Source organism: Pseudomonas sp. 22082 (assembly GCF_052046055.1).
Classification (GTDB): domain Bacteria; phylum Pseudomonadota; class Gammaproteobacteria; order Pseudomonadales; family Pseudomonadaceae; genus Aquipseudomonas; species Aquipseudomonas pharyngis.
Genome location: NZ_JBQEQB010000025.1, coordinates 68,242 through 89,588 on the forward strand (window position 1 = coordinate 68,242; position 21,347 = coordinate 89,588).

General features: G+C 61.6%; 20 protein-coding genes. 11 read left to right on the forward strand and 9 right to left on the reverse strand.

All coding sequences use genetic code 11. The features are described 5' to 3' along the window. From mrdA to ACTJK9_RS24865, 9 genes are all read left to right on the forward strand, one after another. Positions 1 to 1,896 carry a penicillin-binding protein 2 gene (gene mrdA / locus ACTJK9_RS24825; RefSeq protein ID WP_039771860.1) on the forward strand — a complete coding sequence of 632 codons (1,896 nt, stop codon included), beginning with the start codon at positions 1 to 3 and terminating at the stop codon, positions 1,894 to 1,896. A 31-nt stretch (positions 1,897 to 1,927) separates the two neighbouring features. Next, the gene (rodA, locus tag ACTJK9_RS24830) at positions 1,928 to 3,031 is read left to right on the forward strand and encodes a rod shape-determining protein RodA (protein WP_050761190.1); all 1,104 of its coding nucleotides are present in this window, start codon (positions 1,928 to 1,930) and stop codon (positions 3,029 to 3,031) included. Positions 3,032 to 3,048: 17 nt separating this feature from the next. Further along, positions 3,049 to 4,059: a lytic murein transglycosylase B gene (gene mltB / locus ACTJK9_RS24835; RefSeq protein WP_007958658.1), complete on the forward strand. Its 1,011-nt coding sequence runs from the start codon at positions 3,049 to 3,051 to the stop codon at positions 4,057 to 4,059. Next, positions 4,059 to 5,066 carry a septal ring lytic transglycosylase RlpA family protein gene (locus ACTJK9_RS24840; protein WP_085612550.1) on the forward strand — a complete coding sequence of 336 codons (1,008 nt, stop codon included), beginning with the start codon at positions 4,059 to 4,061 and terminating at the stop codon, positions 5,064 to 5,066. Before mltB ends, ACTJK9_RS24840 begins: the two co-directional genes overlap by 1 nt. Positions 5,067 to 5,391: 325 nt before the next feature. Continuing rightward, the gene (locus tag ACTJK9_RS24845; protein ID WP_011336095.1) at positions 5,392 to 6,549 is read left to right on the forward strand and encodes a D-alanyl-D-alanine carboxypeptidase family protein; all 1,158 of its coding nucleotides are present in this window, start codon (positions 5,392 to 5,394) and stop codon (positions 6,547 to 6,549) included. Between the two features lie 84 nt (positions 6,550 to 6,633). Beyond that, entirely contained in the window at positions 6,634 to 6,909 is a 276-nt protein-coding gene (locus ACTJK9_RS24850) for a DUF493 domain-containing protein (RefSeq protein WP_008087908.1), read from the forward strand. Continuing rightward, on the forward strand, positions 6,909 to 7,556 hold the full coding sequence (gene lipB / locus ACTJK9_RS24855) for a lipoyl(octanoyl) transferase LipB (RefSeq protein ID WP_039771855.1): 648 nt from the start codon (positions 6,909 to 6,911) through the stop codon (positions 7,554 to 7,556). Before ACTJK9_RS24850 ends, lipB begins: the two co-directional genes overlap by 1 nt. Positions 7,557 to 7,581: 25 nt before the next feature. After that, the gene (lipA, locus tag ACTJK9_RS24860) at positions 7,582 to 8,580 is read left to right on the forward strand and encodes a lipoyl synthase (RefSeq protein ID WP_162130488.1); all 999 of its coding nucleotides are present in this window, start codon (positions 7,582 to 7,584) and stop codon (positions 8,578 to 8,580) included. A 174-nt stretch (positions 8,581 to 8,754) separates the two neighbouring features. After that, positions 8,755 to 9,702, forward strand: coding sequence for a S66 peptidase family protein (locus ACTJK9_RS24865; protein WP_440816936.1), 948 nt, complete (start codon positions 8,755 to 8,757; stop codon positions 9,700 to 9,702). Between the two features lie 51 nt (positions 9,703 to 9,753). On the opposite strand, the gene ACTJK9_RS24870 is transcribed toward ACTJK9_RS24865, so the two are convergent. From ACTJK9_RS24870 to leuS, 5 genes are all read right to left on the reverse strand, one after another. Then, the gene (locus ACTJK9_RS24870) at positions 9,754 to 11,076 is read right to left on the reverse strand and encodes a lytic murein transglycosylase (RefSeq protein WP_440816938.1); all 1,323 of its coding nucleotides are present in this window, start codon (positions 11,074 to 11,076) and stop codon (positions 9,754 to 9,756) included. A gap of 61 nt (positions 11,077 to 11,137) precedes the next feature. Next, complete coding sequence (gene arfA, locus ACTJK9_RS24875) at positions 11,138 to 11,302, reverse strand: alternative ribosome rescue factor ArfA (protein WP_007958672.1); 165 nt, start codon at positions 11,300 to 11,302, stop codon at positions 11,138 to 11,140. 140 nt (positions 11,303 to 11,442) lie between these two features. Next, entirely contained in the window at positions 11,443 to 12,480 is a 1,038-nt protein-coding gene (gene holA, locus ACTJK9_RS24880; protein ID WP_039771848.1) for a DNA polymerase III subunit delta, read from the reverse strand. 39 nt (positions 12,481 to 12,519) lie between these two features. Continuing rightward, positions 12,520 to 13,125 carry an LPS-assembly lipoprotein LptE gene (locus tag ACTJK9_RS24885; RefSeq protein ID WP_064599662.1) on the reverse strand — a complete coding sequence of 202 codons (606 nt, stop codon included), beginning with the start codon at positions 13,123 to 13,125 and terminating at the stop codon, positions 12,520 to 12,522. An 87-nt stretch (positions 13,126 to 13,212) separates the two neighbouring features. Continuing rightward, positions 13,213 to 15,819 carry a leucine--tRNA ligase gene (gene leuS, locus ACTJK9_RS24890; protein WP_064599659.1) on the reverse strand — a complete coding sequence of 869 codons (2,607 nt, stop codon included), beginning with the start codon at positions 15,817 to 15,819 and terminating at the stop codon, positions 13,213 to 13,215. Positions 15,820 to 16,073: 254 nt separating this feature from the next. Between leuS and ACTJK9_RS24895 the strand changes: the two genes are divergently transcribed. Then, positions 16,074 to 16,397: a hypothetical protein gene (locus ACTJK9_RS24895; protein ID WP_039771843.1), complete on the forward strand. Its 324-nt coding sequence runs from the start codon at positions 16,074 to 16,076 to the stop codon at positions 16,395 to 16,397. Between the two features lie 105 nt (positions 16,398 to 16,502). Next, positions 16,503 to 17,282 carry a YdcF family protein gene (locus ACTJK9_RS24900; protein WP_221398164.1) on the forward strand — a complete coding sequence of 260 codons (780 nt, stop codon included), beginning with the start codon at positions 16,503 to 16,505 and terminating at the stop codon, positions 17,280 to 17,282. Positions 17,283 to 17,355: 73 nt separating this feature from the next. On the opposite strand, the gene lnt is transcribed toward ACTJK9_RS24900, so the two are convergent. Genes lnt through ACTJK9_RS24920 form a run of 4 tightly spaced genes read right to left on the reverse strand, consistent with a single transcriptional unit; the run spans position 17,356 to position 21,230 of the window. Continuing rightward, positions 17,356 to 18,879, reverse strand: a complete 1,524-nt coding sequence (lnt, locus tag ACTJK9_RS24905; RefSeq protein ID WP_039771840.1) for an apolipoprotein N-acyltransferase — start codon at positions 18,877 to 18,879, stop codon at positions 17,356 to 17,358. Between the two features lie 14 nt (positions 18,880 to 18,893). Next, entirely contained in the window at positions 18,894 to 19,733 is an 840-nt protein-coding gene (locus ACTJK9_RS24910) for an HlyC/CorC family transporter (RefSeq protein ID WP_007909641.1), read from the reverse strand. Between the two features lie 5 nt (positions 19,734 to 19,738). Next, positions 19,739 to 20,233, reverse strand: coding sequence for an rRNA maturation RNase YbeY (gene ybeY / locus ACTJK9_RS24915; protein WP_085612555.1), 495 nt, complete (start codon positions 20,231 to 20,233; stop codon positions 19,739 to 19,741). Next, positions 20,226 to 21,230, reverse strand: a complete 1,005-nt coding sequence (locus tag ACTJK9_RS24920) for a PhoH family protein (protein ID WP_064599656.1) — start codon at positions 21,228 to 21,230, stop codon at positions 20,226 to 20,228. The genes ybeY and ACTJK9_RS24920 overlap by 8 nt, the downstream gene beginning before the upstream one ends. Positions 21,231 to 21,347: the final 117 nt, after the last annotated feature.

The window sequence follows — 21,347 nt, forward strand, 5'->3', positions numbered from 1 at the left end:
ATGTCTCAGCCGATCCGCATCAAGGACCACGAAAAAGACGCCCGTCTGGTGCGTGGTCGCGTCGTGTTCGGCGCAATTGCGGTGGTGGCACTGATTTGCGTGCTGATCGCGCGCCTGTATTACCTGCAGGTGATTCAGTACGAATATCACTCGACCCTGTCGGAAAACAATCGGGTTCACGTTCAGCCGATTCCGCCGACCCGTGGCCTGATTTTCGACCGCAACGGCGTGGTGGTGGCGGACAACCGTCCGAGCTTCAGCCTGAGCATGACCCGCGAGCGCTCCGGCGACTGGCAGCAGGTGCTCGACGTGATCGTCGAGGTGCTGGAGCTGACGCCGGAAGACCGGGTGATCTTCGAGAAGCGCATGCGTCAGGGCCGCCGGCCGTTCGAGCCGGTGCCGATCCTGTTCGAACTGACCGAAGAGCAGATCGCCCGGATCGCGGTGAACCAGTTCCGTCTGCCGGGTGTCGAGGTGGTCGCGCAGTTGGTGCGTCATTACCCGCAGGGCGCGCATTTCGCGCACTCGGTGGGTTACATGGGGCGGATCAACGAGAAAGAGCTGAAGACCCTCGATCCGGTCAACTACAGCGGTACCCACCACATCGGCAAGACCGGCATCGAGCGCTTTTACGAAGCCGAGCTGCACGGTCAGGTGGGTTACGAAGAGGTCGAGACCAACGCCCGTGGCCGCGTCCTGCGCGTGCTCAAGCGGACCGATCCGGTGCCGGGCAAGGACATTGTCCTGAGCCTCGACATCAAATTGCAGGAAGCCGCCGAGGCTGCGCTGGGCGGCCGGCGTGGCGCGGTGGTGGCGCTCGATCCGAAAACCGGCGAAGTGCTGGCGATGGTCAGTCAGCCGAGCTTCGACCCGAACCTGTTCGTCACCGGCATCAGCTTCAAGGCTTACGCCGAGCTGCGCGATTCGATCGACCGGCCGCTGTTCAACCGCGTGCTGCGCGGTCTGTACCCGCCGGGCTCGACGATCAAGCCGGCGGTGGCGATTGCCGGTCTCGATGCGGGTGTGGTGACGGCGTCGAGCCGGGTGTTCGACCCCGGTTACTACATGCTGCCCAACTACGATCACAAGTACCGCAACTGGAACCGCACCGGGGACGGCTTCGTCGACCTCGATACGGCGATCATGCGATCCAACGACACCTACTTCTATGATCTGGCGCACAAGCTGGGCATCGATCGGTTGTCGGCCTATATGAACAAGTTCGGCATCGGCCAGAAGGTCTCGCTGGACATGTTCGAAGAATCCCCCGGCCTGATGCCGTCCCGCGAGTGGAAACGCGCGACCCGGCGTCAGGCGTGGTTCCCCGGCGAAACCCTGATTCTCGGGATCGGCCAGGGCTACATGCAATCGACCCCGCTGCAACTGGCCCAGGCCACGGCGCTGGTGGCCAACAAGGGCGTGTGGAATCGCCCGCACCTGGCCAGGACTATCGAAGGCGAGAAGCCCAAGGATGAAAATCCGATGCCGGACATCATCCTTCGCGATCCTTCGGACTGGAACAAGGTCAACCACGGCATGCAGCAGGTGATGCACGGTGCCCGTGGCACCGCGCGCAAGGCCTCGATCGGCGCGCAATACCGGATCGCCGGCAAGTCGGGTACGGCACAGGTCGTGGCGATCAAGCAAGGCGAGAAGTACGACCGCTCCAAGGTTCAGGAGCGCCACCGTGACCACGCCCTGTTCGTCGGTTTCGCGCCGGCGGATGACCCGAAAATCGTGGTGTCGGTGATGGTCGAGAACGGTGAGTCCGGTTCCGGCGTCGCGGCACCGGTGGTGCGCCAGGTCATGGATGCCTGGCTGCTGGATCAGGACGGACGGTTGAAGGCCGAATACGCCAGCCCTATCAGTGCGGAGGCTACGGCCCGTGATGAATAATTTCGATCGCATGCTCTCCAGCGAGGATGTGATGCGTCGCCGGGCGACGCTGCTGCAACGTTTGCATATCGACGGCCCGTTGCTGGTGCTGTTGTTGATCCTGGCCGCCGGCAGCCTGTTCGTGCTGTATTCGGCCAGCGGCAAGAGCTGGGACCTGCTGGCCAAACAGGCCACGTCGTTCGGCATCGGTCTGGTGTCGATGATTGTCATCGCCCAGTTCGAGCCAAGGTTCATGGCGCGCTGGGTGCCGCTCGGCTACGTGATCGGGGTGGTATTGCTGATGGTGGTGGACATCATGGGCCACAACGCCATGGGCGCGACCCGCTGGATCAACATTCCCGGGGTGATCCGCTTCCAGCCCTCGGAATTCATGAAGATCCTGATGCCGGCGACCATCGCCTGGTACCTGTCCAAGCGCACGCTGCCGCCGCAGCTCAAGCACGTGGGCATCAGTCTGCTGCTGATCGGCGTGCCGTTTGCCCTGATCGTGCGTCAGCCGGATCTGGGCACTTCGCTGCTGATTCTGGCCGGTGGTGCCTTCGTACTGTTCATGGGCGGTTTGCGCTGGCGTTGGATTCTCAGCGTGCTGGCGGCGGCGATTCCGGTGTCGGTGGCGATGTGGTTCTTCATCATGCACGACTACCAGAAGCAACGGATTCTGACGTTCCTCGACCCGGAGAGCGATCCGCTGGGCACCGGCTGGAACATCATTCAGTCGAAAGCCGCCATCGGTTCCGGCGGTGTATTCGGCAAGGGCTGGCTGCTGGGCACCCAGTCGCACCTGGACTTCCTGCCGGAAAGCCACACCGACTTCATCATCGCGGTGCTCGGCGAAGAGTTCGGGCTGGTGGGCATCTGCGCACTGTTGCTGATCTATCTGCTGCTGATCGGCCGCGGCCTGGTGATTACCGCCCAGGCGCAGACGCTGTTCGGCAAATTGCTCGCCGGTGCTCTGACCATGACGTTTTTTGTTTACGTTTTCGTCAACATCGGTATGGTCAGTGGCCTGTTGCCGGTGGTGGGGGTGCCGTTGCCGTTCATTAGCTATGGCGGAACTTCGCTGGTGACGCTGCTGTCAGCGTTTGGGGTTTTGATGTCGATCCATACCCATCGCAAGTGGATCGCACAGGTTTGAATAAGGTGAAGAGTTCAATGCAAGTAATGCGTGACTGGGCGACACGATACGCACCGTGGCTCGGCCTGGTAGGCATCCTTGGCAGCGCGCAGGAAGCGTTGGCCGGCGATTACGAAGGCTCGCCCCAGGTGGCCGAATTCGTCGGTGAAATGACCCGCGACTACGGTTTTGCCGGCGAACAGCTGATGGCCGTGTTCCGCGAAGCCCAGCGCAAGCAGGCGATTCTCGACGCCATTTCCAAACCCGCCGAACGGGTCAAGCAGTGGAAAGAATACCGGCCGATGTTCATCACCGACGCGCGCATCGCCCGCGGTGTGGACTTCTGGCGCCAGCACGAGGCCACCCTGGCCCGCGCCGAGCAGGAATACGGTGTTCCAGCCCAGGTGATCGTGTCGATCATCGGCGTTGAGACCTTTTTCGGACGTAATACCGGCAATTACCGGGTGATCGATGCCTTGTCCACGCTGGGTTTCGACTATCCTCCCCGTGCCGAATTTTTCCGCAAGGAGCTGCGTGAGTTCCTGCTGCTGGCGCGGGAAGAGCAGGTCGACCCGCTGACCCTCAAGGGTTCCTATGCCGGGGCGATGGGTTTGCCGCAGTTCATGCCGAGCAGTTTTCGCGCCTACGCGGTGGATTTCGACGGCGACGGCCACATCAATATCTGGAACAACCCGGATGATGCGATCGGCAGCGTCGCCAGCTATTTCAAGCGTCACGGCTGGGTCGCCGGTGAACCGGTAGTCAGCCGCGCGGATGTCCGTGGCGAGCAGGTGGATGAAGGCCTTACCACCGGCATCGAGCCGACGAAAACCGTCGGGGAGTTGCGAGCGCTGGGCTGGTCGAGTCATGATGCGCTGCGCGATGACATGCCGGTCACCGCATTCCGCCTGGAAGGCGACAACGGCCCGGAATACTGGATGGGCCTGAAGAATTTCTACGCGATCACGCGTTATAACCGCAGCGTGATGTACGCCATGGCCGTACATCAACTGTCTGAACAGCTGGTACAAGCACGGGGCGTCAAGTAATGCGGGCATTGCCTATCAATAAACCCCTGAAGCTGGTGGCCTTTGCTGCATTGGCGGTACTGGTCGCCAGTTGTTCGACCAGTCGTTCGCCGACCCAGAAGCCGACCACCGCCGTACGTTCGCAGCCGGGCCTGGACATCAACCGGGCCCACAAGGACGGCGCGCCGTGGTGGGACGTCGACGTATCGCGCATCCCGGACGCCACGCCGACCCTGCACACCGGCCCGTACAAGGCCAACCCGTACACCGTGCTGGGCAAGACCTACTTCCCGTTGCAGGAATCCAAGACTTACGTGGCCTCCGGCACTGCGTCCTGGTACGGCACCAAGTTCCACGGTCAGAACACCGCCAACGGGGAGGTCTACGACCTGTACGGCATGAGTGCCGCCCACAAGACATTACCGCTGCCGAGTTACGTTCGGGTGACCAACCTGGACAACAACAAGAGCGTGATTCTGCGGGTCAATGACCGCGGGCCGTTCTACTCGGACCGGATCATCGACCTGTCCTACGCCGCCGCGAAAAAACTCGGTTATGCCGAAATCGGCACCGCGCGGGTCAAGGTCGAAGGCATCGACCCGCAGCAATGGTGGGCCGCCAAGGGCCGTCCGGCGCCTTTGATGCTCAACGAGCCGCAAGTCGCGCAGAATAGCGCCCCGGTGATCACGGCCTCGGCCGGCACCGTCGAGCAATGGACTCCGCCGCCGCAGCAGCACGCCGCGGCCGTCGTGCCAGTCCAGCTCGATGCAAAAAAAAACGCTTCTGCACCAGCGTCTGGCCAGTATCTGCAGGTGGGCGCGTTCGCCAACCCGGACGCTGCAGAACTCCTGAGGTCGAAGCTCAGCGGGATGGTGAGCGCTCCGGTGTTCATCAGCTCGATCGTGCGCAATCAGCAGACCCTGCACCGGGTTCGCCTGGGGCCGATCGGTTCGCCGGGTGAAATTGCCCAGGTACAGAACAGCGTGCGCCTGGCCAACCTCGGTTCGCCAAGTGTGGTCACCGAGTAAACGTAGGACTTGATTGACGGTTCACCAGCGATTGGGGGGTGAACCAGGTTGTTGGCTCGTCGAAGAACAAAAGCCCGGCAAGGGTGACTGGAGTGAGCAACTGAACACGCGATGCTCGTAGGGTTTGCTCGAAAGCTCGCCGAGCGGCGATCAGGCAAGGCAAAAACAGGTGAGGAAGCGGAGTGTAGGGGACCTACATGAGCATTCCGAATCTGTTTTTAACGCAGCATGATCGTCGCGCAGGCAGGTTTCGGGCAAAGCCTGAAAGACATCTGATTAAATTTTGTCCGCCAGGACAGTTTCCATTAGCGATTTCGAGAGACGGATGAACATCACCACCTTTGCCAAACGCCTGTGTCTGCTAGTCCCGCTGCTCCTCTCGCCTGCCGCGTTCGCGGCCGAGATGATGCCGTCGCCACCACAACTGGCCGCCAAATCCTACGTGCTCATGGATGCCAACAGCGGCAACGTGCTGGTGGAGAACAACGGTGACCAGCGTCTGCCGCCGGCCAGCTTGACCAAACTGATGACCGCGTACATCGCCACGCTGGAAATCCGTCGCGGCCAGATCGGTGAAAACGACCCGGTGACCGTCAGCGAAAACGCCTGGCGCACCGGCGGTTCGCGGATGTTCATCAAGGTCGGCTCGCAGGTCACTGTCAGCGACCTGCTGCACGGCATCATCATCCAGTCTGGCAACGACGCCAGCGTCGCGGTGGCTGAACACATCGCGGGTAGCGAAGACGCCTTCGCCGACTTGATGAACAAGACCGTCGCCGATCTGGGCATGACCAATACCCACTTCATGAACCCGACCGGTCTGCCGAACCCCGAGCACTACTCGTCGGCTCACGACATGGCGATCCTGGCGCGCGCGATCATCCACGAAGATCCGGCTCACTACGCGATCTACTCGCAGAAAGAGTTCTTCTGGAACGGCATCAAACAGCCTAACCGCAACCTGCTGCTCTGGCGCGACAAGACCGTTGACGGTCTGAAAACCGGCCACACCGACGAAGCCGGCTACTGCATGGTGTCCTCGGCCGTACGTGATGGCATGCGCCTGATCGCCGTGGTGTTCGGCACCAACAGCGAAGTGGCTCGCGCCGCCGAGACCCAGAAGCTGCTGACCTACGGTTTCCGCTTCTTCGAAACCCAGACCTTCTACCAGAAGGGCACCGAACTGGCTCAGGCCCCGGTGTGGAAAGGCACTACCAGCCAGGTCAAGGCCGGCCTGGCACAAGACCTGACCATGACCCTGCCGAAAGGCCAGCTGAAGAAGCTCGCTGCCAGCATGACCATGAACCCGCAACTGACCGCGCCAATCGCCAAGGGCGACGTGATCGGTAAAGTCGAAGTGAAACTGGACGACAAGGTGGTGCACAGCGCCGACCTGATCGCCCTGGACGCTGTCGAGGAGGGTGGTATCTTCCGCCGCATGTGGGATAGCATCCGTCTATTCTTCTACGGCTTGTTCAACTGATTTGAGTTGACCTGCATGGCCCCGTTCCGATCCGGAGCGGGGCCTTGTTCGTTACCGGGCTTACGCTTACGAGGCCGTTACGCCATGACCGATACCGAAGTAAAGGCGCCAAAGATCGAATTTCCCCAGGTTGATTATCCGGTTAAGGTGATCAGCGATACGGGGGTTGGCCACAAAGACAAGATCATCGAAATCGTGAAGAAATTCGCGAAGATCAACGATGAGCGTGTCGACGAGCGTTCGAGCAGCAACGGCAAATACACCACCATTCAGTTGCACATCGTCGCGACCGATCAGGATCAGCTGTACAACATCAACAGCGAACTGCGGGCTACCGGTTTCGTGCACATGGTGCTGTGATGCCGGGCACGCTGGGCTTTCGCGAGCTTGGCCAGATGGCTTACGAGCCGGTCTGGCAGGCCATGCAACGTTTTACCAACGAGCGTGGCACCACGGCCCCGGACGAAATCTGGCTGGTGGAACACCCGCCGGTGTTCACCCAGGGCCAGGCCGGCAAGGCCGAGCACCTGTTGCTGCCGGGGGATATTCCGGTGGTGCAGGTCGACCGCGGCGGTCAGGTGACCTACCATGGCCCAGGCCAGTTGGTGGCCTATCTGCTGCTGGATGTGCGCCGACTCGGTTTCGGCGTGCGCGATCTGGTCAGCCGCATGGAGCGCTGCCTGATCGAACTGCTGGCCAGCTACGGCGTGACCGCCGTGGCCAAGCCGGATGCTCCCGGCGTCTACGTCGACGGAGCGAAGATCGCTTCTCTGGGTTTGCGGATTCGCCACGGTTGCTCCTTTCATGGCCTGGCCCTGAACGTGGACATGAACCTGGAACCGTTTCGACGGATTAATCCCTGCGGCTATGCCGGGCTGGCGATGACCCAGCTGAGCGAGCACGCAGGATCGATTGAATTTGCCGAGGTAAGTGCCCGGCTGCGCGCGCAGCTCGTCAAACACCTCGACTATGCTGAGCAGACGACCCTGACGGGCGGAATCGACTGATATGACTACTGATGCAGTGCAAACCATGATCCCGACGCTCGACGTGACCGAGCGCCCGGCCCCGCGTCCCAAGGTTGAAGCCGGCGTCAAGCTGCGCGGCGCCGAGAAGGTTGCACGCATCCCGGTGAAGATCATTCCGACCACCGAACTGCCGAAGAAACCCGACTGGATCCGCGTGCGCATCCCGGTTTCGCCGGAAGTCGACCGCATCAAGAGCCTGCTGCGCAAGCACAAGCTGCACAGCGTCTGCGAAGAGGCGTCCTGCCCGAACCTGGGCGAGTGCTTCTCCGGCGGCACCGCGACCTTCATGATCATGGGTGACATCTGCACCCGCCGTTGCCCGTTCTGCGACGTTGGCCACGGTCGTCCGAAACCACTGGACGTCAACGAGCCGGAAAGCCTGGCCATCGCCATCGCCGACCTGAAACTCAAGTACGTGGTGATCACCTCGGTTGACCGCGACGACCTGCGTGACGGCGGTGCCCAGCACTTTGCCGACTGCATCCGCGAAATCCGCAAACTGTCGCCGAACGTGCAGCTCGAGACACTGGTCCCGGACTACCGTGGCCGCATGGACATCGCCCTGGAAATCACCGCTGCCGAGCCGCCGGATGTGTTCAACCACAACCTGGAAACCGTACCGCGCCTGTACAAGGCTGCGCGTCCGGGTTCGGACTACCAGTGGTCGCTGACCCTGCTGCAACGCTTCAAGCAGATGATGCCGCACATCCCGACCAAATCCGGCCTGATGCTGGGTCTGGGCGAGACCGACGACGAAGTCATCGAAGTCATGAAGCGCATGCGCGAACACGACATCGACATGCTGACCCTGGGCCAGTATCTGCAACCGTCCCGCAGCCACTTGCCGGTGCAGCGTTTCGTGCACCCGGACACCTTCGCCTGGTTCGCCGAGGAAGGTTACAAGATGGGCTTCAAGAACGTCGCATCCGGCCCGTTGGTGCGTTCTTCGTACCACGCTGACGAGCAAGCGAAACTGGTCAAGGCCGAGCTGCTCGGCTCCTGATTCAGCGCTGAATGAAAGAATGCCCGCCGGGGTTTATCGCCCGGCGGGCATTTTTTTGCCCGGCCTACACTCGTTACTGACTTTTCCCGCAATCTGCGGCGCAGCTGAGACTCTTCTGTTTGTCGCCGTTCCTGACTACTGTGTGAGCATGACTTCACACAGGGAGATCCATGGATGACCGTTCGACCGACCCACACCCTTTTTCCGCACAAGCCTGTGCCCGCACTGCCGTCGGAAGGGCTGATCGGCGTCATTGCGCCCGCCGGCCCCGGCACGCTGGATACCGAAAAGGCCGTTCAGTGGATGCGCGCCCGGGGTTACGGTTTACGGGTGTTCCCGGGCGTCTATGAAAAGGACGGTTATCTGGCCGGCAGCGACGAGGTGCGGCTCAACGATCTGCACGCGGCGTTCGCTGACGAAGAGGTCGATGCGATCATTTGCCTGCGCGGTGGTTACGGCACGCCACGGTTGCTGGATCGGATCGATTACGACCTGCTGAGCCGCCATGCCAAGCCCTTCGTCGGTTACAGCGACATCACCGCACTGCATCTGGCCATCAGTCGCTACGCCGGGTTCGTGACCTTTCACGGGCCGCTGTTGAATGCCGATCTGCTGGGTGACAAGGAGCCGCCGACGGTAACGTCGTTCTTCGCCATGCTGCGCGGTCAGTTGAAGGCCGGCAGTGTACTGAGTCATCCGGCGGCTTATCCGTTGACCACCGTGGAGCCCGGCATTGCCCACGGGCGTTTGCAGGGCGGTAATCTGGCAATGATCGCCTCGACTCTTGGCACGCCTTACGAAATCGATGTCGAAGGGGTGATTCTGCTCATCGAGGACATCAACGAGCCGCTGTACCGGATCGACCGCTTGCTGACCCAGATGCGTCTGGCGGGCAAGTTGGCCAGATTGCGCGGCGTGTTGGTCGGGGACGTGGCGGGTGTGGATGTCGAGGCCTTGAACCGCTTGCTCAAGCAGACCTTTGAACCCCTGCGGATTCCGGTGCTGTCCGGCTGGCGCAGCGGGCACTGCGATCCGAACCTGACGTTGCCGCTGGGGGCGTTGGTTCGACTGGATGCGGGCAAGAAGGAGTTGATGCTGGAACAGGATGTGGTGATTCGCTGATCGAGCCGCAAAAAAAGACCGCCGCCTGAAGAGGCGGCGGTCTTTTTGTTTTTACTGGTTACGCAGGCTTTCCAGCAGCTTGTGCGTCGGATAACCATCCGCCGGCCAGCCAAATGACTGCTGCGCAGCGCGAATCGCCTTGCGCGTATTGGCACCGATGATCCCGTCGGCGGTGCCTGCGTCGTAGTTGCGCGCGGTCAGCAGGTTTTGCAGTTCGATCCGCTCGGTGCGGCTCAAAGGCAGGTCGTCTTTTGGCCAGGTGCCATTGATCAGGCCGGCGCCGTTGAAGCGCTCGGACAACAGGCTGACGGCCAGTGCGTAGGACGACGAATTGTTGTACTTGAGGATCGCCCGGAAGTTATCGAGGATCAGGAACGCCGGGCCACGGTAGCCAGCCGGCAGCAGCAGGGCAGCAGACAGTTGCTCGGAGCCGGCCGGCACCTGGCCGCCGTTCGGCAGGATCACGCCCAGTTGCCGCCATTCAGCGACGCTCTTGCGAATCGCGCCGTCGGCCAGGGTGTAGTTGAAACCGCTCGGCAGTTGCACTTCGAAGCCCCACGGCTGGCCACGCTGCCAGCCGGAGCTTTGCAGGTAGTGCGCGGTGGAGGCCAATGCGTCAGCCGGGCTGCCCCAGATGTCGCGGCGACCGTCACCGTCGAAGTCCACGGCGTGGGTGTTGTAGGTGGTCGGGATGAACTGGGTCTGGCCCATGGCGCCGGCCCAGGAGCCGAGCATTTTCTCCGGCGTGATGTCGCCCTGTTGCAGGATCTGCAGCGCCGCAATCAGCTGCGCATGGGCAAAGCCCGGACGGCGACCTTCATAGGCCAGGGTCGCCAGCGAGTTGATCACCGACTTGCTCCCCTGGAACTGGCCGAAATTGCTTTCCATCCCCCACACCGACACCAGCGCCTGGCGATCGACGCCGTAACGCTGTTCGATGCTCTGCAGAATATCGGCGTACTGGCTGATCAGTGCCTGACCTTTGCGCACGCGCAACGGCGACAGTGCGCCATCCAGGTATTCCCAGACCGGCCGGGCGAATTCCGGCTGGCTGCGGTCGGCGCGAATCACGCTGGCATCGAAGCTGACATTGGCGAAGGCACGGTCGAACAGGTCGGCACGAATGCCGGCGGCCAGGGCTTCCTTGCGGAAACCGGCCTGCCATTCGGCAAAGGTCTGGGTCGGTTGCAGGTCGAGGTTGTCACCGGACGGCACTACCGGCGGGATGACCGCTGGGGCTGTGGCAACGGGGACGGTCTGAAGCGGTTGAGCGTCAGCGGCGGTGGGTTTTTCCGCGCAGGCGACGAGCAATACGAAGCTGGAGGCAGCGATCAGTTGGCGAAAGGGCCAACGACGGGAAAGACTGAGGGGCATGCACGGGTCCAGGGAATACGAATCAGGTGCAGACCTTAACATGAGGAAGGGGTGCTGCGCTTCAAGCGGCCAGAAAGTAAGAAGCCTCCCAGCTGTCAGACTGGAAGGCTTCGCGGCGGTAGCTGCCTTTACCCTTGGTTGGTCGTTCCTGACGGCTGCGGAACAGGGGTTGGGCGACGATGGATTTGGCCTTGTTGTGGCCATGTTTCGATGGCTTTTTGCTCATGATGATTCTCTCGATTGAGTGAGGTTTTGCGCGGCAGATAATCTGCCGATCTAGAGCGTCTGTCTATAGGACCGACGGCGGGATGTTCTGTAGGAAATGGACTCGGTAAACAACGGGACCGCCGCGCGCGATCCCGGATTTCATTCGGCAGGTAATGTCAGACGCTGACCGGCCATCAGCAGCGCCAACCGGCTCAGGCTCATCCACGGCGAACCGGCCGCCTGGCCCTTGATTTGTGCATCGATGCGCTGGGCTTCCAGCAACAACTGCGCCCAGCGTTGCGCCGAGTAGCGTTGCAGGGCCTTGCTCATCAGCGGTTTGCGCTTGTCCCAGACCGGCGGCTTGGCCTGACTGAAGCACTTGTCCAGCGGCGTGCCCTGGCTGTATTGCAACGAGATGTTGGCCAGCAGCCGTAACTCCCGAGCCAGGGCCCAGAGGATCACCGGCGGCTCGACCCCTTCACCGCGCAGCCCTTCGAGCATGCGCAGGGCGTGGGCCGGTTCGCCGTTGAGCACTGCATCGGTCAGGCCGAACACGTCGAAACGCGCACTGTCGGCCACGGCCGCCTGTACGGTTTCGATGGTGATCTGTCCGCCCTCGGCCATCAGCTTAAGCTTTTCGATCTCTTGCGCAGCGGCCAGCAGGTTGCCTTCGACCCGCGCGGCAATCAGCTCGACCGCGTCCTGGCTGGCCGACAAGCCGGCCTGGGACAGGCGCTGACGAATCCAGCTCGGCAGCTGGTTGGCGTCCACCGGCCAGATCTGCACGAACTGGGTCTGCTGACCTTCGACCAGCGCCTTGCCCCACTTGGTTTTCTGCGCGCTACCGTCCAGCTTCGGCAGGCTGATCAGCAGCACCGTGTCTTCAGCCGGGCGCGAGCAATATTCGATCAGCGCGGCGGCGCCCTTGTCACCGGGCTTGCCCGAAGGCAGGCGCAGTTCCAGCAGGCGTTTTTCGGCGAACAGCGACATGCTGGCGCCGGCCTGGAGCAATGTCCCCCAATCGAAATTGGCGTCGGCGGCAAACACTTGGCGTTCATCGAATCCTTGCTGGCGGGCAGCGGAGCGGATGGCGTCGGCGGCTTCCTGACACAGCAGCGGGTCATCGCCGCTGATGATGTAGACCGGCGCAAGAGCGCCTTGCAGGTGTTTGCCGAGTTGGGCGGGAGCGAGCTTCATAAGAGAGGGCGAACGGGGCGCCTGAGCGCCCCGAACGTCTTACTGCTGCGGCAGTTCGAGCGGCGACTGGCGCGGGGTTTCCGCTTCAGCCTTCTGTGCCGCTTCGAGGGCGTCGGCTTCTGCCTTGGCCCGTGCGTTGGCGGTTTGCTGCAGAGCGTCAAGCTGTGCCGGTGTCAGCTGTTGCAGACGCAGCATCATGCGCTGTACCAGCTCGCGTTGTGTTTCACGTCGGGCATCGTTGGCTTCCTGGTCGGAACCCACGAGGTTGTTGCCGTCGTGGATGAACACTTTCTGCACTTCAAGCTTGTCGCTCTTGAGCAACAGGTCCTTTTCGCCGCGGATATCGTAGGTCAGCACGGTGCTCACCTGATATTCGCCAGTACGACCGGCGCCCGCGTAGCTGAGGATGCGCTGGCTTTCCTGCTCATCGGACAGGTAAAGCTTGTACGGCGCACCGGAAACGACCTTGACGCCGCTGGCCTCCAGCACCTGACGCAGTTGCGTCACGGTTTCGCCGTAGGCGTTGCGGGCGCTCAGATCGAGCTCCTTGATCGAAAGTTCGTTGGTGCCGGTACCACGCAGCTGGAAACCGCAGGCGCTCAACAGGACGGCGAGGCCCATCACCAGCAGATTGCGTTTGATCATTGTGTTGCTCCCCTTGAAACCATGTGGGCCGACTCTGTGGCCCGAAAGGTTTTACTGGGCGTCAGGCACACCTGACGCCCGATCCAATTAGCTGGCGACGATATTGACCAGTTTCCCGGGCACTACGATCACTTTGCGAATCGTCAGGCCGTCAACGAAACGCAGTACGTTCTCGTTGGCACGGGCTGCCGCTTCGACTTCTTCACGGGTAGCGGCGGCCGGCATTTCGATCTGGCCACGCAGCTTGCCGTTGACCTGGATCACCAGGGTCAGGCTGTCCTGAACGAGTGCGCTTTCATCCACCACTGGCCAGCCGGCGTCGATCACAGGGTCGGCGTGGCCCAGTTGATTCCACAGTTCGTGGCAAATGTGCGGGGTGATCGGAGCCAGCAACAGCGTAACGGCTTCCAGACCTTCCTGAACCAGTGCGCGATCCTGTTCGGTGGATTGTGCTGCTTTTTCCAGTACGTTCATCAGCGTCATCACCTGGGCGATGGCGGTGTTGAATTTGTGATTCTGGCCGACGTCATGGCTGGCCTGCTTGATCGCCTGGTGGATCGCGCGACGAACGGCTTTCTGCTCGTCGTTCAGGCCGGCGATGTCCAGTTTGCCCGGCAGGCCCTGAGTGACGTGGGCCTGAGCCAGACGCCAGACGCGCTTGAGGAAGCGGTGCGAACCTTCAACGCCGGAGTCGGACCACGCGGCGCTCATGTCGGGCGGCGAGGCGAACATCATGAACAGGCGGCAGGTGTCCGCGCCGAACTGGTCGATCATCGATTGAGGGTCGACGCCGTTGTTCTTCGACTTGGCCATTTTCTCGGTGCCGCCGATTTCCACCGGCAGACCGTCGGTTTTCAGTCTGGCGCTGGTGACGTTGCCCTTGCCGTCGCGTTCGAGATCGACGTCCGCCGGATTGAACCAGGTGTAGGCGCCGTTGGCTTCGCGGCGATAGTAAGTCTCGGCAATCACCATGCCTTGAGTCAGCAGGTTCTTGAACGGCTCGTTGGAGCTCACCAGGCCTTCGTCGCGCATCAGCTTGTGGAAGAAACGCGCGTACAGCAGGTGAAGAATGGCGTGTTCAATGCCGCCGATGTACTGATCCACCGGCAGCCAGTGGTCGGCCGCGGATTTTTCCACCAGACCGCCTTCGAAGTGCGGCGAGGCGTAACGGGCGTAGTACCAGGACGACTCGACGAAGGTGTCCATGGTGTCGGTTTCACGCTTGGCAGGCTGACCGCATTTCGGGCAGGTGCACTCGTAGAACTCGGGCATGCGTGCCAGCGGCGAACCGGCGCCGTCCGGCACCACGTCTTCCGGCAGGACGACCGGCAGTTGATCTTCCGGCACCGGCACGTCGCCGCAGGCATCGCAGTGGATGATCGGGATCGGGCAGCCCCAGTAGCGCTGACGGCTGATGCCCCAGTCGCGCAGGCGGAACTGGGTGCGCGAGGCGCCGAGGTTTTTCTTGATCAGGGCGACTTCCATGGCGTCGAACGCGCCAGCGAAGTCCAGACCGTCGAATTCGCCGGAGTTGATCAGCGTGCCGTGCTCGCCGTAGGCGTCTTGCCATGGCGCCGGGTTGGTTTCACCGGAGCTGGTGCGCACCACGGATTTGACCGGCAGGTTGTACTTGTGGGCGAATTCGAAATCGCGCTCGTCGTGCGCCGGCACAGCCATGACCGCGCCGTCGCCGTAGTGCATCAGTACATAGTTGGCGACCCACACCGGCAGTTTTTCGCCGGTCAGCGGGTGCTCGACGAACAGGCCGGTCGGCAGGCCTTTCTTCTCTTGAGTGGCGACGTCGGCTTCGGCGACGCTGCCGCCCTTGCATTCGGCGATGAACGCTTGCAGCTCAGGGTTGTTCTTCGCGGCGAGAGCGGCCAGGTGGTGCTCGGCGGCCACGGCAACATAAGTTGCGCCCATCAGGGTGTCCGGACGGGTGGTGAAGACTTTCAGGGTGCCGGTTTCGCCGATCGAGTCGACGTTGTACGGGAACTGCACTTCCATCCCGCGCGACTTGCCGATCCAGTTGCGCTGCATGGTCTTGACCTGCTCAGGCCAGCCGGTCAGTTCGTCGAGGCTCTCCAGCAGCTCATCCGCGTAGGCGGTGATCTTGAAGTAGTACATCGGGATTTCGCGCTTTTCGATCAGCGCGCCGGAACGCCAGCCGCGACCGTCGATCACCTGTTCGTTGGCCAGAACGGTCTGGTCGATCGGGTCCCAGTTCACGGTGCCATTCTTGCGGTAGATCACGCCTTTTTCGAACAGGCGAGTGAACAGCCATTGTTCCCAGCGGTAGTAATCCGGCTTGCAGGTGGTGACTTCCCGCGACCAGTCGACCGCCAGGCCCAGGCTGCGCAGCTGGGATTTCATGTAGGCGATGTTTTCGTAGGTCCACTTGGCCGGGGCCACGTTGTTCTTCATCGCGGCGTTTTCCGCCGGCATGCCGAAGGCGTCCCAACCCATCGGTTGCAGAACGTTCTTGCCGAGCATGCGCTGGTAGCGGGAGATCACGTCGCCGATGGTGTAGTTGCGCACGTGCCCCATGTGTAGCTTGCCGCTGGGGTAAGGGAACATCGACAGGCAGTAGTAGGTTTCCTTGCCTGGCTGTTCACTGACTTCAAAGGACTTTTGCTCGTCCCAGAACGATTGGGCGGCGGCTTCGATTTCACGGGGCTGATATTGTTCGTGCATGGCTACTTTTGTACTGGATAGGGGTGGCCTAATCCTCTTCAATGCGACGTCCCGGGCATGTCGGACGAGCTGGAAGTGGAGTTACAGGAAGCGCCGTAGCATACATGACCGCGCTTGGCCTAGGGAAACCCTGATTGCAGCCGTTTGACCGGCCGAAATCGCGGCGAGGGCCGTTGGTCGCGGCACGCAGCCGGTTTGTGCAGCGAAGCTAAGCTCTAACTGGGGAGTGAGTCTTATCTTCAATGAGGTGAGGGATGGTGGAGTCACAGCAAAAAAACGTTACCAAACCCGAGTTGTACGAGCGGTTGATCGATCGTCTGGGGATGGCCCTGGACGCGGCAAAAACCGCTGGAAGGCTGCGCGACGAGCGCCCCCTGGAGCTGGAATTGCGTGGCTTGAGTCCCGCCGAGTTCAAACTGGTCAAGGCCTATCTGGATCGCAGTGAGCGTGAAACCCACGGATACCTGTCACAAGCAGTGAAACAGCTCGATGCTGCCCATTCGGCCAAGGTCATCTGGCTCAAGGACAAGGCACCCGGCAGAGACGCCGTCAAAGTGCGGACTCTGCAGGCCAAGTAAACGCATGGCAGGTCAAAAAGCGGATCTTTTTCAACGGGATCCGACCCTACTGGTTGTCGTGCTGTATCAACCCACTTAGGCTTCGGGCATCTCTGGAGATGCTCGATGCCTTTTCGTTATTTCATTAAACAACTTCTATTGCCGCCAGGCCTTCTCTTGTTGCTGCTACTCGTCGCCTGGTGGTTGCGACGTTCGCGGCCGCGACTGGCCGGGCTGTGTTTCGCCCTGGGTTTTGGTGGCTTCTTGCTGATGAGTCTGCCGGTGGTCGTGCAGTGGGGCGCCAAGGCTCTGGAACGCGAGCCGCCGCTGGCCCGGGAAGCATGGACAAATCTGGCGCAGCGCGCCGATGCGATTGTGGTGCTGGGTTCCGGCCGCGAGCGCGGCGATCTGGCCTGGGGTGAAGATCAACCGACCGGTGTCGGGCTCGAGCGCCAACGTTATGCGGCGCGACTGGCCAAGGCGTCGGGGCTGCCGATTCTGACCAGCGGTGGCCTGCATTACGGTACGCCGCCGACTGAAGCGAAACTGATGGCGGATTCATTGCGCGATGACTTCGGCGTGACCGTGCGCTGGCAGGAGGGAGAGAGCCGCACTACGTGGGAGAACGCCGAATTCAGCGCCAAAATGCTGTTGCCGGAAGGCGTCAAACGCATCGTGCTGGTCACCCAGGCCTGGCATATGCCGCGAGCGGTGTGGAGTTATCAACAGGCCGGGTTCGAGGTCGTGCCGGCGCCGGTCGGTTTCCTCGGCACGGACAATGCGCGACCGTTCGGCGGCTGGCTGCCGGAGTTCAAGTCGATCTGGCAGAGCGGGCAGTTGATGAACGAGGCGGTGGGGCAGATCGGCTATTCGCTGTTCTACCGAGGGAATGGCAGCACCGATTGATGCGTTGTCGTTGATGGCGCCTTCGCGAGCAAGCTCGCTCCCACAGTGGTCAACTGTGGGAGCGAGCGATTTCTCAGAGTGTCTTGGACATCCGGTTGGTCATCAGCGCCCAGCCGAACAGCACCACGCACAGGATGATCAGCGGCCACGAGCGCCATTGCAGATACGGCGTCAGGTTGTGCATCGGCACCACTTCGCCGTAGAGCACGCCCTGCTCGAACTGCGGAATTCGCTCGGTGATCTGGCCGAACGGGTTGATCAGCCCGGTCACGCCGTTGTTGGTCGCGCGAATCATCCAGCGTCCTGCTTCAAGCGCGCGCATCTGCGCCATTTGCAGGTGTTGCAGCGGGCCGATTGACGTACCGAACCAGGTGTCGTTGCTGATCGTCAGCAGCAGATCGCTGCGTGCCGCCAGGCCTGCGGCGAATTCCGGATACACCACTTCGTAGCAGATGAACGGCGCGATCTGGTAGCCCTTCGCTTGCAACAGCGCCTGATCGGCAGGGCCGCGGGCGAAGTCGGACATCGGCAGGTCGAAGAACGCGATCAGCCCGCGCAGGATGTCCTGCAACGGTACGTATTCGCCGAACGGCACCAGTTTCTGCTTCAGATAAGTGCCGTCGCCTTCGCCGACTACGGTGATGCCGTTGAAGAAGCGTTTTTCGTGACGGACCATTTCGCGGATCGGCACGCCGGTGATCAGCGCCGATTTACGCTCGGCGGCGAAGTTGCCCATCATGGTCAGGTAGCCCTCGGCGGACTCCTTGAGCACCGGGACAGCGGTTTCAGGCCAGATCAACAGGTCGACCGGTTTGGAGCGGAAGCTAAGGTCGCGGTACAGCGCCAGTTGCGCATTGAGCTCGGCCGGGTCCCATTTCATGCTTTGTGCGACGTTGCCCTGAATCGCAGCAACGGTCAGCGGCGCGCCGGCCGGGCTGGTCCAGGCATGACCCTTGAGTGCAATGCCCGCTGCCCATGGTCCTATCAGCAATACCAGCCCAGCAGCGATGAACGCTTTGCGGCGGGTTTGCAGCAGGCGCGGTGCGTTGTAGATCAGTGCAGCGGTCAGTGCGAGGACGAACGACACCAGCCACATGCCGCCCACCGGCGCGAGTCCGGCCAACGGGCCATCGAGCTGGCTGTAACCGGAATACAGCCACGGAAAACCGGTGAGGAACCAGCCGCGGAAAGCTTCCTGGCCTACCCATAGCGCCGCAAATGCAAGGGCGTCGGCCACCGGCGCTTCGTTACGCCGCAACCAGCGCGCCCAGAGCCAGGCGGGCAGGGCGAAGAACCAGGCAATGGCCGCCGTGAAGATCAGCATCAGGAAACCGGCCAGCAGCACCGAAGCTCCGCCGAAGTGGTGGATGCTGTAATAGATCCAGCTGGTGCCGGCGCCGAACAGGCCGAAACCGAAGCACCAGCCACGACCCAGTGCCTGACGCGGGCTCAGCTCGCGCAGGCCGGCGTAGAACAGGCCGACCGCCAGCAAGGCCAGCGGCCAGAGATCGAACGGTGCCAGAGCGAAGGTGGTGATTGCACCGGCCGCCACGGCCAGCAGGTTACCGGGCCAGCCGGGGCGGGTTGTCCAGCGCATTTCAGTCCTTAAATTTACCGGGCGATTGGCGTGAGTCGCAGCAAGTGAATCCGACGGCTGTCGGCGTTCAGGATGCGGAAGCGATAGGCGCCGATTTCAGTGATTTCGTTGCGTTTTGGCAAGTGCCCGAACGCGCTCATCACCAGCCCGCCGACGGTGTCGAACTCGTCGTCGGAGAATTCGCTGTCGAAGAACTCGTTGAAGTTTTCGATCGGCGTCAGGGCCTTGATCAGGAAATCACCGCTGGGCAGCGGCTTGATGTAGCTGTCTTCTTCGACGTCGTGTTCGTCTTCGATGTCGCCGACGATCTGCTCGAGCACGTCTTCGATGGTCACCAGACCGGCCACACCACCGTATTCGTCGATCACGATGGCCATGTGGTTGTGGTTGGCGCGGAACTCACGCAGCAACACGTTCAGGCGCTTGGACTCCGGCACGAAGGTGGCCGGGCGCAGCAGGTCCTTGATGTTGAAGCTGTCGCCGTTCTCCTTGAGGATCAGCGGCAGCAGATCCTTGGCCAGCAGCACGCCCATCACGTCGTCATGGCTTTCGCCGATGACCGGGTAGCGCGAGTGGGCCGAGTCGACCACGGCGGGGAGGAATTCGCGGGGTGTCTGGGTCGCCTTGATGCTGATCATCTGCGAGCGCGGCACCATGATGTCGCGAACCTGCAGGTCAGCCACCTGGATGGCGCCTTCGACGATGGCCAGCGCTTCGCTGTCCAGCAGTTTGTTCTGATGTGCATCGCGCAGCAGCTCCAGCAGCTCCTGGCGGTTCTTCGGCTCGTGGGCAAAAGCCTGGGTCAGTTTACCCAGCCATGACTTTTGCCCGTTGCTCGATCGATCTTCGCTCATAGCGATTACTCTGAATCCTTTGTTGTAACGGTAGGGGATGTTTCGGTTTCGTCGTCCGCGTACGGATCGGGATAACCCAATTCGGCAAGCAACTCGCGTTCCAGTGCTTCCATTTCCTCGGCTTCCTCGTCATCTATATGGTCGTAACCAAGCAGATGCAAGCAGCCGTGAATGACCAGATGTGCCCAATGGGCCTTTAATTCCTTGCCCTGTACGGCAGCTTCGCGCTCGACCACCGCCACGCAGATCACCAGATCGCCCAGCAGCGGGATGTCGAGAAACTCGTCGGGCACTTCGGCGGGAAAGGACAGGACGTTGGTCGCGTAATCCTTGTGCCGCCAGGTGTGATTCAGTTCGCGGCCTTCTTCCTCGTCGACCAGACGAATGGTCATTTCCGAGTCGGCGGTGCGCTGACGCAAGGCGAGTTCGCACCATTGGCGGAATTCGGCTTCGGTCGGCGCAGACGCTTCGGTCGCGATTTGCAGGTCAAGCTCAAGCATCGTGGCGAGTGTCCTTTGGCGCTTCTTCAGCGATACGCGTCTCGAAGCGCTCGTAGGCTTCGACGATGCGTTGCACCAACGGGTGGCGCACCACGTCCTTAGGCTGGAAATGGGTGAAGCTGATGCCCGGCACATCTTTCAGGACTTCGATGACGTGATGAAGTCCGGATTTGGTGCCACGCGGCAGGTCGACCTGGGTGATGTCGCCGGTGATCACAGCTGTGGAGCCGAAACCGATCCGAGTGAGGAACATCTTCATCTGCTCGACGGTGGTGTTCTGGCTTTCATCGAGAATGATGAAGCTGTTGTTCAGCGTGCGACCGCGCATGTAGGCCAGCGGCGCAACTTCGATCACCTGACGCTCGATCAGCTTGGCCACGTATTCGAAGCCGAGCATCTCGTACAGCGCGTCGTAGAGCGGGCGCAGGTACGGGTCGATCTTCTGCGACAGGTCGCCGGGCAGGAAGCCGAGTTTTTCACCCGCTTCGACCGCCGGACGCACCAGCAGGATGCGCCGGATCTGCTCGCGCTCCAGCGCATCGACGGCGCAGGCGACAGCCAGATAGGTCTTGCCGGTACCGGCGGGGCCTATGCCGAAGTTGATGTCGTTGCCGAGGATTTCCTTCACATAGCGCAGCTGATTCAAGCCGCGTGGGCGAATCATGCCTTTCTTGGTGCGCAGGGCGACGGAGGCTTCGGCGGGGGCGGGGTTGTCCAGTTGCTCGACGGCCGATTCCTGGAGGAACAGGTGAACCGTATCCGGCGACAGCTCTGAACCCTTGGTTTCCCGGTACAGGCGGCGAATCAGGTTTTCCGCGGAAGTGGTGTGCTTGGGTTCGCCGATCAGCTCGAACTGATTGCCGCGGTTGCGGATCTCGATGGCCAGGCGCTGTTCGATCAGGCGCAGGTGCTCGTCGAACTGCCCGCACAGATTGGCGAAGCGGCGAGCCTCAAAGGGCTCGAGAATGAAACGATGTGGTTCGATGGGTGCGTTCAAGGTCGTATTTAGCCGCCCTGGGGCAATTGGGATGAATTGAAGGATAACGCCAGCGGCGTGGGTGCGAAAGCTCTTAAATAGCGCAAGATCAATCACAGTTCCTGTGGGAGCGGGCTT

Bases quoted from the DNA above. Each gene is read 5' to 3' on its own strand.
- mrdA (WP_039771860.1), top strand. From the start codon at position 1: ATGTCTCAGCCGATCCGCATCAAGGACCACGAAAAAGACGCCCGTCTG.
- rodA (WP_050761190.1), top strand. From the start codon at position 1,928: ATGCGTCGCCGGGCGACGCTGCTGCAACGTTTGCATATCGACGGCCCG.
- mltB (WP_007958658.1), top strand. From the start codon at position 3,049: ATGCAAGTAATGCGTGACTGGGCGACACGATACGCACCGTGGCTCGGC.
- ACTJK9_RS24840 (WP_085612550.1), top strand. From the start codon at position 4,059: ATGCGGGCATTGCCTATCAATAAACCCCTGAAGCTGGTGGCCTTTGCT.
- ACTJK9_RS24845 (WP_011336095.1), top strand. From the start codon at position 5,392: ATGAACATCACCACCTTTGCCAAACGCCTGTGTCTGCTAGTCCCGCTG.
- ACTJK9_RS24850 (WP_008087908.1), top strand. From the start codon at position 6,634: ATGACCGATACCGAAGTAAAGGCGCCAAAGATCGAATTTCCCCAGGTT.
- lipB (WP_039771855.1), top strand. From the start codon at position 6,909: ATGCCGGGCACGCTGGGCTTTCGCGAGCTTGGCCAGATGGCTTACGAG.
- lipA (WP_162130488.1), top strand. From the start codon at position 7,582: ATGATCCCGACGCTCGACGTGACCGAGCGCCCGGCCCCGCGTCCCAAG.
- ACTJK9_RS24865 (WP_440816936.1), top strand. From the start codon at position 8,755: ATGACCGTTCGACCGACCCACACCCTTTTTCCGCACAAGCCTGTGCCC.
- ACTJK9_RS24870 (WP_440816938.1), bottom strand. From the start codon at position 11,076: ATGCCCCTCAGTCTTTCCCGTCGTTGGCCCTTTCGCCAACTGATCGCT.
- arfA (WP_007958672.1), bottom strand. From the start codon at position 11,302: ATGAGCAAAAAGCCATCGAAACATGGCCACAACAAGGCCAAATCCATC.
- holA (WP_039771848.1), bottom strand. From the start codon at position 12,480: ATGAAGCTCGCTCCCGCCCAACTCGGCAAACACCTGCAAGGCGCTCTT.
- ACTJK9_RS24885 (WP_064599662.1), bottom strand. From the start codon at position 13,125: ATGATCAAACGCAATCTGCTGGTGATGGGCCTCGCCGTCCTGTTGAGC.
- leuS (WP_064599659.1), bottom strand. From the start codon at position 15,819: ATGCACGAACAATATCAGCCCCGTGAAATCGAAGCCGCCGCCCAATCG.
- ACTJK9_RS24895 (WP_039771843.1), top strand. From the start codon at position 16,074: ATGGTGGAGTCACAGCAAAAAAACGTTACCAAACCCGAGTTGTACGAG.
- ACTJK9_RS24900 (WP_221398164.1), top strand. From the start codon at position 16,503: ATGCCTTTTCGTTATTTCATTAAACAACTTCTATTGCCGCCAGGCCTT.
- lnt (WP_039771840.1), bottom strand. From the start codon at position 18,879: ATGCGCTGGACAACCCGCCCCGGCTGGCCCGGTAACCTGCTGGCCGTG.
- ACTJK9_RS24910 (WP_007909641.1), bottom strand. From the start codon at position 19,733: ATGAGCGAAGATCGATCGAGCAACGGGCAAAAGTCATGGCTGGGTAAA.
- ybeY (WP_085612555.1), bottom strand. From the start codon at position 20,233: ATGCTTGAGCTTGACCTGCAAATCGCGACCGAAGCGTCTGCGCCGACC.